6 protein-coding genes are annotated in these 12,831 nt (G+C 47.5%); all 6 read left to right on the top strand.

Annotated features, from left to right (window positions below; translation table 11 throughout):
* The first annotated feature begins 18 nt into the window (after positions 1–18).
* The 6 genes from MRBLPE1_RS27080 (at position 19) to MRBLPE1_RS27055 (ending at position 12,781) form a co-directional block, all read left to right on the top strand.
* Complete coding sequence (locus tag MRBLPE1_RS27080) at positions 19–2,163, top strand: DUF5693 family protein (RefSeq protein WP_364151730.1); 2,145 nt, start codon at positions 19–21, stop codon at positions 2,161–2,163.
* A complete protein-coding gene (gene csaB, locus MRBLPE1_RS27075) occupies positions 2,127–3,293 on the top strand; it encodes a polysaccharide pyruvyl transferase CsaB (RefSeq protein ID WP_364151727.1) in 1,167 nt (388 codons plus the stop codon). The genes MRBLPE1_RS27080 and csaB overlap by 37 nt, the downstream gene beginning before the upstream one ends.
* Positions 3,294–3,357: 64 nt before the next feature.
* A complete protein-coding gene (locus MRBLPE1_RS27070; protein WP_364152723.1) occupies positions 3,358–4,062 on the top strand; it encodes a WecB/TagA/CpsF family glycosyltransferase in 705 nt (234 codons plus the stop codon).
* 103 nt (positions 4,063–4,165) lie between these two features.
* Positions 4,166–5,308, top strand: a complete 1,143-nt coding sequence (locus MRBLPE1_RS27065) for a glycosyltransferase family 4 protein (protein ID WP_364151724.1) — start codon at positions 4,166–4,168, stop codon at positions 5,306–5,308.
* 260 nt (positions 5,309–5,568) lie between these two features.
* Positions 5,569–9,735 carry an S-layer homology domain-containing protein gene (locus MRBLPE1_RS27060; RefSeq protein ID WP_364151721.1) on the top strand — a complete coding sequence of 1,389 codons (4,167 nt, stop codon included), beginning with the start codon at positions 5,569–5,571 and terminating at the stop codon, positions 9,733–9,735.
* A gap of 601 nt (positions 9,736–10,336) precedes the next feature.
* Positions 10,337–12,781: an S-layer homology domain-containing protein gene (locus MRBLPE1_RS27055; RefSeq protein WP_364151718.1), complete on the top strand. Its 2,445-nt coding sequence runs from the start codon at positions 10,337–10,339 to the stop codon at positions 12,779–12,781.
* Positions 12,782–12,831: the final 50 nt, after the last annotated feature.

The following is a 12,831-nucleotide window of genomic DNA, read 5'->3' as shown; positions in this document are numbered from 1 at the left end:
TTAGAACGGAGGAATTACGTGTTTTTACGTTGGCAGCAATGGAATCGGCGCGCGAGATTCGTACTTTGGATTATTGCATTACTAGGGGTAGCGGCAGCAATGCCGCTCGGCGCTGTTCGCATGGAAATGGAAAAATCGTCGAAGCAAGTGGAATATGTTTTTGATTACCGCGATATTGTCGATGTGTCGGAGCGTCAGGCAAGGCCTCAGGGATTCCTGACGGAGAAGCTCGCAATGTTGAAGGAATCAGGTATTACCACGATGGCCGTATACGAGAGCTCGCTGAAGGAGCTTCAGTTATCGGGAAGGCTGACCTTTTACAGCTCAAGGGACGCTGCGCTGCTTCAAAACAAATTTGAGCAGGCAGACCAAAACTTTACTTATATTTTATTTAACGGTCCCGAAGAAGAAAAAATGATCGGTCCGATCGTGCGCCAGGCGCTTGATCGATCGGAGGCCGTGTACAGCAGCTGGTCCTACGGCGGCCGTAACGGAATGGTCGTCGAAATGCCGATTGCCGAAGCGATCATGAAAACGATGGATTTTGACCCGATGTCCCTGCAAACGATTCAAGACGCAGGCTTTCGGATTCTGCCGCGTTTCTCCGACCGCGTAAAGCCTTACGATCAAGCGGAAACGGAAGCCGTGCTTGCAAAATTAAAAGCGTACGGCGTGAACCGCGTGTTGTTTGACGGCGATAAAGTAAAGGGCGCATCTGATCAAGCCATGGACAACAGCCTGTATCAGTTCGGTGAACTGCTTAAAAAATACGATATGGGCGTTGCGGCAATCGAAAATTTAAAAAAACCTCAAGAAGGCATAAATAAATTAGCATATATTACAAACTATAATGTAGTCCGGTTATATTCCTTGTCGGAGAACGACGGGATGACGATGACTTCCGACGCGATCGGCGACCGTTTTCTTCTAGCGGCTAAGGATCGCAACATTCGAATGTTTTTCATGAACGGGACCACCCAATCCAACACGGATAAAGCTAAAGTCGTCGATAACTTGGACAGGCTGGCTGAGGCCATGAGCGAAAAAAACGGCATAGTCGAAAAGCTGTCTAAGGCTGGATTTGCGTCAGGCACGGCAAAGGCTTTCGATTATGAACAGCCATCTTGGAATAAGCCGGTCAGAGCTATTGTCGCTGCGGGCGCCATAGCCTTAATTGCTTTATTGGTAGGCGCGTTTATTCCAGGCGTATATATTCCCGTATTCGTTATAGGCCTCTTCGGCAGCGCAGGCATGTATAAGCTAAACAGCTCTGTCATGGAACAGGGCTTAGCTTTAGGGGCGGCGATTGCCGCGCCAACGCTTGCTTTAGTGTGGGTCATGAATCGCATCTATTCCCGGACGGTAGGTGACCGGCGCGTGGTTGGCGGGGTTGACTGGACGGTGGGCCGCAGCAAGCAGAGCCCGACGCCTCAGCAGCCGGGTGCCGTCTACGAGAATGGAAACAAGATGAAGTGGCTGTTTCCGGCGTTGTCTACGGGCCGGCGTTTTGGACTAGCGTTGAATTGGTTCATTGTCGCGACGTTGATCTCGCTGATGGCAGTGCCGATTGTTTTCGGATTGCTTAATAACATCACTTACAATTTGGTGCTGGAGCAGTTCCGCGGAGTAAGCCTGCTTCATCTCGCGCCTATTGCGTTAGTAGCGGTTTATGTGCTGCTGTACAACAGCCAAATGTCGGTAGGCAGACTGAGAGCGCTGCTTTCTAAGCCGATTACATTAACTTGGATTATCCTTGCGGGCATTATCGGAATCATTGGATATTATTACTTGTCGCGTACGGGCAACAGCGGGCAAGTATCCTCCGTGGAACTGGTAATCCGTCATTTCCTGGAATCGACCTTCGGCGTAAGGCCGAGGTTTAAAGAATTTTTGCTGGCGCATCCGTTATTGCTGCTTGGACTATTCTTATCGCTTCGTTACCGTGCGGCTTGGCTGCTTATTATTATCGGATCGATTGGACAGCTGTCGATGGTGGATACATTCGCGCATCTTCATACTCCGCTTTATATCTCAATGATTCGCGTACTGTTAGGCTTGGGTACAGGTATGGTAATCGGCTGTATTTTGATCCTGGCTTGGCAGCTAGTGGAAGGAGCAATTCGTAAATGGGCACCGGCAATCATTCACAAGTTCGTCGAATAGTAATCTCAGGCTATTACGGCTTCCGCAACAGCGGCGACGAAGCGGTGCTCCGATCGATATTGCTTGCTTTAGAAGAAGAAGGTAGCTCTCAAGGCATAAAAATTCAGCCGGTCGTGTTATCGGCTGATCCGGCTTGGACAAGCAGCATGTATGGGGTGGAAAGCGTTCGGAGGATGCATCCCGCAGATCTGTGGCATGCGCTGAAGAACAGTGACGGCCTCATAAGCGGAGGCGGAAGCCTTCTTCAGGATGCTACGGGTACGAAGACGATTCCCTATTATACGGGCGTTATGAAGCTCGCGCAGCTGCTTGGCAAACCTACATTCGCTTACTCGCAAGGCATCGGACCGGTAAACCGCCGCATCATGGATCCTCTTATACGCGGAGTAATGAAGCGCAGCGCATACGTATCCGTGCGGGATGCGGAATCGGCAGCCTTGCTTGGCCGGATCGGGGTGCCTGAACGGATGATTGAAGTGGTGCCGGACCCGGTCATGGGCTTGCCGCTGCCGGAGGGCTCGGAAGAAGCAGGAAGCCGCATCTCGCATGCTGCCGAGGGCGGATCTACGGAGCCGCCGCTAGTCGGCGTATCCTTGCGCCGGTGGCGCAGCGACGGCGCCGATCTCGCCCGCGCCACCGAAGCGCTGGTCGCGCTGTCGAAGCGCATGCCTGTGCGGCTGCGCTTCCTGCCGTTCCACACCCCCTCCGACACGGAAACGTCGGAGCAGGTGATGGAACGGCTGCGCGGCCGGCTCGGCGATGGTTCCTCCGCCGAGCTGGCCGCGCCCGGCGACGACCCCCAGCAAATGCTGCTGGAGGTCAGCCGGTGCGACGCTTTGTTAGGCATGCGCCTCCATGCGCTTATCTACGCGGCCGGCCAGATGGTTCCCATGCTTGGCCTCTCCTATGACCCAAAAATCGATCAGTTTCTAGGCCGCTTGGGCCTGAAGGCTATCGGCACGACCGAGCAGCTGGACGCGGACGCCTTTGCGGATGCGGCATGCCAGCTGCTCGCTGACAAAGCCGGCTGGCAGGCGAAGCATAAGCCGATGATCGACCTTTTAAAACAACAATCGCAGAAACCGGCGCAACAAATCGTTCAATACCTGCGTCATACATTATCGAGGTGAGTTCCTCTTGTCGAAACAATTACCAACAGTGCCGATATACGGCATACCATTCTCCAAGGCGGGAATGGATGATACGGTTCAATATTTAACGGAAGCCATCGAACAAAGACGGTTAACGCATGTCATTACCGCGAATCCGATCATGATTATGTCGGCAGTCGAAAGCGCGAACTACAGCGCGATGATCCGGCGCGCGGATCTTATCGTGCCGGATGGAGCAGGCGTGGTGTGGGCAGCTAAATACGTTGGCAATCCGGTCACGGAGCGCGTAACGGGATTTGATCTGATGCACCGTCTTTTGGAGCAGGGCGAAAAGCGCAAATGGAAGGCTTATCTGCTTGGCACCTCGCAAGAGGTTATTGAAGCCGCGGCCGAAAAACTGCAGCTGCAATACCCTCAAGTGAAAATCGTAGGCTATCGGAACGGTTTTTTTGGACCGGAGCAGGACGATGAAGTAGTGGAAGTTATCCGGGAAGCGGCGCCTGACTTATTGTTTGTCGCGCGCGGAGCGGATACGCAGGAGCCTTGGATCGTAAAGTTTAAGCAAAAGCTCGGCGTGCCTTTAATTATGGGCGTCGGCGGCAGCTTCGATGTCGTTTCGGGTAAGCTAAAGCGAGCTCCGATCCTATTCCAGAAGCTTCGGCTTGAATGGTTTTACCGCTTGCTTCAAGAGCCCAAAAGGTACAAAAGAATGCTCGTTTTGCCGAAATTCGTAGTGAAAGTGCTTCGCGACAAAGAAAACGTAACAAAACCTCGGTATACACCGTGAAATTCTCGTTAAAACCCGCTAAATTGGTTGAAAACGGGGTTGGAATTTCTTTTTCAATCGGAGTATAATTCACTTCGGTAGAAAGAAAAGGGGAGTTGCACACATGCCGGTAGGCTTGCTGTATTCAATTGGGTTCATAATCGCTTTGGTTTTAGCCGTTGCGATGACGCCGCTTGTTAAGAAGTTCGCATTCAAAATAGGCGCAATAGACAAACCAAACCACCGCAAAGTACATACGCGGATCATGCCGCGGCTTGGCGGTCTAGCTATTTATATTGCATTCGTTGGCGCATTTTTTCTCTTATCGCCGTTTATACCGGACGGCTTGCTCCGTCCTCAAGACTCAAACATGATCAACGCGCTGCTTGTCGGCGGTACGATGATTATTATTTTAGGAGCTTTCGATGACCGCTTCGAGCTGTCAGCCAAAGTGAAGCTTCTCGGCCAAGTGGCCGCAGCATGCGTTGTCGTTTTCGTCTTTGACGTCAAAATCGACCTGCTGAACATTCCGTTCGGAGAAACGATGCAGCCGATTGCCGGTTGGATCAGTATTCCGATTACGATTCTCTGGATCGTCGGCGTGACGAACGCGATCAATTTGATTGACGGTTTGGACGGGCTTGCTGCCGGCGTTTCCGGCATCGCGATCGCAACGATTGTCGTGATGGCTTCGTTAATGGGTTTCCAGCCCGTTATCCTGCTAAGCACGCTGCTTTTAGGCGGAATCGTCGGGTTTCTCGTATTCAACTTCCATCCCGCAAAAATATTCATGGGAGATTCGGGCTCGCTTTTCCTTGGCTTCAGCTTAGCTACGCTTTCAATGCTGGGGTTCAAGCAGGTTACGATCGTATCATTCGTAACGCCGCTGCTCATCATCGGCGTACCGCTCTCGGATACCTTCTTCGCAATTGTTCGCCGCTGGGTGAACAAACGTCCGATCTTTGCGCCAGACAAAGGGCACTTGCATCACAGGTTGCGTGACCTTGGCTTCAGCCACCGTCGTACGGTTCTTATCATTTGGGGCGTTGCCGCGATCTTCGGCGCACTGGCTATCGTGCAATCGGCCGTCGTGCAATCGAGTGCGGCGAACTGGATTACCTTTGGCGTTATTTGCATGCTGATGTTCTTCCTGCAAATTGGGGCCGAGGTTACCGGAATCGTAGACAAAACGCGCAGGCCGTTAATTAATTTTTTAAACCGCATGAGGCTTCGGCTCAAGGTTGACGCTGAATCCCGTTCAAAATAATCAAGAGCTCCGAATCCCTATGGGAAACGGGGTTCTTTTTTTGTCCTAAATTGTGTATTTCACTAAAAAAATGGGAGCTGTTAACCGATAACAACAGTACAGAACTTTTCTGCAATCAGCGCGTCTAACTGCTCAGCAACCGATAACTGGCTAAAGAGGAAAAGGGAGGAAGGTTTATTCGCAAGCAAGCCGCAAAGTCGTCAGTCGAACTTTAATTCTAATACCCATGCTCGTTATATACATAAAGGAGGAACATTGTTTTGAAAAGATTACTTTCATTAGCGCTAACGCTGGCACTGTTGATTACATTGTTGCCGCCGTTCAGTACGTCACAGGTGGCAAACGCCGCAACGGGCAGCTTCAGCTTCCCTACCGAGAAGGATTTATCTACGCAAGCAAGGGTAACGACGGATCCCAGCCTAACGCTGACAGGATCCATTACGGGGGTAGATCCCTCGTCGGTTTCTTACAGCGTCACTCAGATCATCAATAACAAAGGCAATGATAATCCTACCGATGATCAGCTTGGCTCTAAGCGTGAGAACATCACAAGCAACATCTATATCAATGGATTTTCTATCCAAGTCTTTAACGTTGAACTTTTCCCGGGTCTGAACCGCATTACGTTCAAGGGCGTTCAAGGCGGCGGCGAAGTGACCAATTCGATCTACATCGAATATCACAACGGTCCGGTATTTTATGATTTGGTGGCACAGCTTGACGGAAACAAATTCAACATTGAAGAAGCAGGCACTACGGTCGTTCACTCTGCGGCATCCGCAGGCCGTCAGTCCGCGGATATCAGCATTACGGGCTTCGCGCCGAATGCGCAGCAGGTGACGGTTGACGTAAACGGAAGCAGCAAAACCTATTCCGTGAACAGCTCCAACAGTTATCAGTTTGCGGCATCGCCGATCACGATTCAAAAAGGTAAAAACCTCGTTACGATTAAGGTGAAAAATGCGAACCAAACGGTCGAAACGACTCGCGAGGTTGCCTTCTATAATGGGGAAGTTACATTTTACGATGTGAACCTGAACGGTACGGCTAACTCGGTAGCTACGTCCGAGCCGCTCGAATACAATCCGAACCTATTAGTAACGGACGAGGATTCTACGACGCTAACGGGTAAAATTATTGTTCCTAACTATTTGAAGGATGACACCGTTCCAGCGGATGGCACGCTTGAGCCGCATCCGAATCCTAATGCAAACATTAAAATTAAGTACACGATTACGGCGAGCGGCGGAATCAGCTATACGCAACCTAATGCTGGGACCCCACTCGTTCCAACGACAGAAGCAACTCCGGTCGGTACTTATACGGGAAATGAAGCCTTTTTCATCTATCAGTTTACAACGGCTATTGGAGCCACCCATCCACTAGTTTTCGACAAATCCTATAGCATTCAAATTACGGCAGAAAACGCGAAAAAAGACGCATTAGGGCAGCCGGCAGATGAAGGAACCGGACTTATGGGTTTCTCGTTGAAGAATGCATCTTTGAAATTTATTGAAACGATTAACTACCTGAGCGGTTATAGAACAGGTAACGGTGAAGCTTTATCCGGAACTCCGCTTGAAGGCGCTAATCTTTACACTGTGCCATTCGCTATGGAAGTTCTTGTTGGAAATCCGAGTGCGGCGGATATGGCTACCCCGGTTAATCTAGTAACGGCAACGGATATTAAAAATGTTTCCGGTACATCCGCACCGTCATCAAGCTTTGACTACACCAGCTCAAGTAACATCGAAAATGTTTCATCCAGTCTTGTCAATAAGTTCGTAAACCTGAACGGCAAAGTGTACAAGCGTGAGATTCTTATTTTCAAAAAGCTTCCGTTCGAGGGTACGCAGACCGTTACGCTGAATGTTGGCGGAGTAACGAAGCAGGTTAAGTTCACGATGCTATTTGGCCCATATGTCAGTTATACAAGCGTATTTGATAATATGACCGTCTATGATGACACGAATAAGCTTAAAGCGGATCGGATTGCCGAGGCTATTACCGGAACGTTGAGCGATTTCAAAGGTATTCTCAATAATATCAACAATACTTCTGAAATTCGTTACGATTTTAACGGTACAGCAGCGCAAACGGTGTTCTTCTATGTGAACAATACGCCAATCAAGCTCGCGCAAGGGACAAGCGGAGTAACAAGCTTTACGATTCTAAATGCTGCCGAACGCACAAAAGCTTTCGATTCTTTGTTCAGTGGTGAGAATGAGATCAAGTTCGTATTCCAAGGAAGTAAAAATTCCTATGAGAAAAAAATCAAGCTTTACTTCATCCCGACGAATATTCCTGTCATACCGGTTGAAGGCACTATCATTTATCCTTATGGCGCGCAATACAGCGAGCCGGTTCCGAATGATCCGAACTTCGTGAACCGCGGCAGCGTGTTTACGACAAATGAAGCATTCATGAACGTATTCGGTACATTTGACTTTATTGATTTTACGGCTGTAGGCGCCACGGATGCCGATATCGTCAACAATATCCAAGCGAAAATTACGCAGATGGATACTCCTGCGAACGGCCTTACGGATCCGAGCAACTATATCCTGAAAATCGAAAACAGTAATTTTACGAATCCGATTGCATGGGATTTAAGCAAGAAACTCTTTATTATGCGCGGCACTACCGTGCTGGGTACCGTAAATAACGGCGCAGCTAATGAAGTAGCCAATCTTGCGGTTCGTTATGATATTTTAACGAAAACATTCTCGTTCATTTTAGTGGGACAAGAATTGAACCCGGACGGCAGCTCAAGCGTGTATACCTTTACGGTTTTTAACAACGGCGAAACAGGACCGAAAGCGTCCTATCGGTTAGAAGTTGACCCGACATCGCTGCCGTACAAAGTGCTGCGTCCGATTTTGCCGGCCAAAAATATCGTCAATCAAAACTACATTGAAGTTGTCATCGATGCTCCTGGAGCGGAGACGATCACGATTAATAAACAAGTGGCAGAGAAAATTGATTTTGATTCCGATAATAATCCTGCTACCGTGGAACAATTTTATAAGAATACGTACCGCGTATTCGTAAATAATTTAAAAGTTGGCAAAAACAAAATTGATTTCGTAATCTCGAGCGCGAATGATAAAGTGCAAAGCAGCATTGAAATTACGTATGCGCCAACCAATATTCCAGGCGCACAATTTCTTCAAACGATGGCGAGCAGCCACAAGATATTTGACGGAGCGCTGAATTTGAAATTCGAAAAAGGCACAACGCTGATCAGAACCGATTTCAACGTGCCCGCGGCCCTGAAAAACCAAGTGTTCACCGGCCATAATCTCTTGTTTGCCATCGCAAACTCCGAAGATGGGGTCGTTGACCGACGCGAGCTAGAAGCGTTGCCGCCAAACTACAATATTATTTTGGAGAGTTTTGGGACAAGGTTCAGGCTTTCATATCCTACTCGCTTCACCAAAGCTAGTCCGGTTTATTGGATTGATGCGGGATTAGCAGATGATCCAGCGACAACGAGTGCTTACGATCCGCTGACTATGGGGGTTGACCCGTATCAATTCCCGAACGCGACAGGGAAGGGCGGAACGAAGATTCCTACCTACGATGAGCGTCCGGACAATAGAGAGCTGGTTACTTCCAAGACCGGAACGCTAACGCTTGCCTTCGACCCGAATATGAAGGATAGCATCGGCACGATCATCACGGTCTACCGTTACGATGTAAAAGCGAAGTATTGGGAAAATATCGGCGGAACGGTAGACGTGAAGAAAAACACCATTACGGTTCCTTTTAATAAATTCGGATACTATGTGGTCGGTAAAATGGTGTACTCGTACACTGACATGACCTCCCATCCTTATGCCAGGAACTTCCTTGAAGCCATTTATTCGAAAGGCATTATGAATGCAGCGGGCTTTGATGATTTCGGCGCCAACATTTACATCTCGCGCGGAGAGTTCGCGAGAATGATGGTCAAAGCGCTCGATATTCCTCTCAACTATGAGCTCAGCAAGCCGCATTTCGATGATGTGCCGGCGATCATTAACCCCGATGCGTTATGGGACTACCGCTATGTAGAAACGGCGGCCCGGGAAGGCATCATCCGCGGTACAGGCCCTAGAACGTTCCAGCCTAGCGCCAACCTAACAAGAGAAGAGGCATCTGTGATTATCGCAAGGGCGCTCGACTTGAAGCTGGCTACGGATTCGACGAAAATCGATAAGGATTTGGAGAAAACGTTTAAAGATGCAGGAAGCGTGAATTTCTATGCGAAAAGCTCGGTTATTGCTATCGCAAAGAAAAAATACATTATCGGCTCTCCCGTAGATCCGAGTAACCCAAAAGCAGGCTCTGTATTCGAGCCAAGATCTAATCTTCTGCGCTCTGATGCAGCAATCATTGTTGCTCGTATATTGGCTGATTTGAAAAAGCTTCCGAGCATCCGTTAATTGGTTATATAAAGAAAAAAAGGCTGGCTGCGGAGACATTCTGCAGCCAGCCTTTTTTCTTGCAGCCACGGGCGTTCCACGCCGCGTGAAACATTAAATTTGGAAAATGTTTATTATCGACGAACTCTATGTAAACAAGCTATACTAACAAAGTGCTCAACGAGTACGAGCAAAGCAGGTGAAATGAGGTACATAACGCGTCAAACAAAAAAACTTTAATTTTTTTTCAGAACATCGCAACTTTTTACGGCAACATGCGTTTAAATACATGACGTTGTAACAAACGCATGGAATTGATGCGCTAGACCTACTGCAGCTGGTAAAGAATTGGAATGAATTCTCAACTTCCTCTTTACGGTACGACCCGCCCATTGTATAATGTTATAGTGGTGTCGTGACTCTAGCAATTTTCTCGCATTTTTTACAAGTTTCTACGACATGATCTTACAAATGGGTTTATCATGATTGTAGACATCATTTATATCAAATCTATGCTCAACTCTGGAAAGGGGGTGAATCGGCTATGAGGGAAAAGAGCAATTCACTATTTAAACAAAACTCTCAACAACCGCACGTATTTAGAGGAGGAGAAATAAAGGTTATGAAGAAAAAAATAGCAGCATTTGTACTAGCTACAGCGCTAGTCATTCCATTATCAGTTCCAGCTTTCGCAGCAACACCATCCGATGTAGCAGGCAAGCCTGAGCAATCGGCTGTAGAAGAACTAGTAGCACTTGGAGTATTTAACGGTTACGAGGATGGCACTTTCAAGCCTGGTAACGAAATTACTCGTGCAGAATTGGCTAAAGCAGCAATCATCGCATCTGGTAATGAATCCGCAGCTAACATCTTGAAGAACGTTAAACCTTCTTTCTCCGATGTTAAGCAAAGCGTATGGTACTCCGGTTACATCAACGCAGCAGCTCAAAAAGGCTACATCGTTGGTTACAACGGTAAATTCCGTCCTAGCGACAGCGTTAAATTCGAAGAAGTTGTAGCAATCATGCTTCGCGCACTTGGCTACAAAGAAGCTAACCTTTCTGGCGCTTGGCCTTACAACTACCTGATCAAAGCTGACGAAATCAACTTGTTTGATAAAGTAAGCAGCGTAGATGTAGGTAAAAACGCACTTCGCGGTACAGTAGCACAATTGACTTCCGCAACAATCAACACAAACACAATTACTTACAACTCCGTAACAGGCCTTGAAACTGCTGGTGCACCACTTGTTGGCAAAATCGGTTCCCCTAAATCGGGTATCCTACTTGCTTCAGCTGTTGACTCCAACAAAAACCTTAGCTTTACTACAGAAGCTGGCGTTGCTAGCACTGTAGCAGTTAGCGACAATGTAATCGTTACTGGCGGTAAAAAATTGGCTGACCTTCTTGGTCGCGAAGTTTCTTACATCCTTAAAAACGACAAAATCGTTGTTATCTCTGACAACCAAGACGCAGCTAAAGTTATTAAAGGCGTTAAATCTGTAGCTCAAACAGTTGCTAACAGCGCATACCTGACTGTAAAAGTCGGCGACGAGCTAGTTACTAAACAATATTCTTCTGCAAATCCTGTACGTTCATTTGTAAACGGCGATGCTAACACAGCATTGACAGTTGACGATGAAGTTGAATACTTCCTGAACGCTGACGGTACAGTTCGTTTTGTTAAAGCTACAAAATGGAACGTGCTTGACGCTCGCGTAACAAGCCTTGATGCAAAAACTGCTTACCGTGCGGCTCGTTTGAACGTTGATACGGATCGCAGTGCTACTACTTCTGCTGCAACTGTATCTGTTCCTGACACTGCAGTAGTAACGCTTAACGGTGTTGCTTCTAAAGTTGAAGACCTACTTGCTAATGATATCGTAACTTACGCTTCTAACGCTGCTGGTGCAGTTAAAATCGAAGCTACTCGTAATGTAGTAACTGGTAAAGTTGTTGGTCAAACAACTGTTAACGGTACTGCTGCTTACACAATCGATGGCAAACAATACTCAGTACTTACTGGTGTTGGCGCATTGACAATTAACAACAGCTACACTCTACTTCTTAACAAAGACGGTAAAGTAGCTGATGCATCCGCTCCAACTGTTGGCGCTAACTCCAACGATGTTGTAATCACTAAGCTTGAAAACGTAAGTGTAATTGAAGACGGCATTATTGCAGCTAAGAAAAGAATCACTTACTTCTCCGTTAAAGACAATGCTAAACAAACAGCGCTTGTTGCAAGTGATGCAACATTTGTTGGTACTCTAGCTGAAGACCATGTTCAAACTTTCGCTTACACTGATGGCAAAATCTCTGGTGTAACTGATGTACTGAACCTTGGTACTACTACTGCTGTAGACAGCAAAACTGCTACTACATTGACTACTGTAACAGGTAGCACATACACAACATTGCAATATGACAGCTCGACAATCGTATTGAAAGCAACTGACCTTGTTAACGACAACGTTACTGTAGGAACAATTGCTGACATTACTAAAGCTGACGTAGTTGCTGTTGCTGGCAACGGCGTTAAAGCATCATTCGTAGTATTGCTTACTGATAACGAAGCAGTTAGCGCGACATTGCCTGCAGTTCACGGTTTGTTGGTTGAGAAAGTAGCAAGCAGCAACGGAACTACTACAACTTACGCGGTTAAACTGAACGTTAAAGGCGAAACAAAAGAATTCCCTATCAGCCTAGCTGCTTACAACACAATCGGAACAACTGCTAAAGCTCCAGTTGAACTGACTGATACTGTAACAACTAACGCGGTATACGATGTTGCATCTGTAACTGCTGATTCCAGCGCAGCTGGTTCTGCAATTGCTGTTAACAGCAACAACAGCACATTCACTGTTGGTGGTGCTAACTACATCGCAACTGGTAACACTTCTGTATTCTTCGTATCTGCTACTGACGTAGTAAGCGTAGGTAACTATGCTGATATCGTTGGCGCTAAAGAAGATACTGCTGGTACTTACACAGTATCTGTATTCGCTGGTACAACTTCGATTGGTATCTACAACGAAGCTGCATTGGTAATCGTTAAAAAGAACTAATCTCGATTAGTTTCTAAGCGATAAAGAAAGGCCGTCGGGTAACCGACGGC

This window comes from Paenibacillus sp. LPE1-1-1.1 (genome assembly GCF_040676435.1).
GTDB lineage: Bacteria > Bacillota > Bacilli > Paenibacillales > Paenibacillaceae > Pristimantibacillus.
The sequence above is the reverse complement of the archived record's forward strand: the minus strand, read 5'-3'. Positions and strand labels throughout refer to the sequence as shown.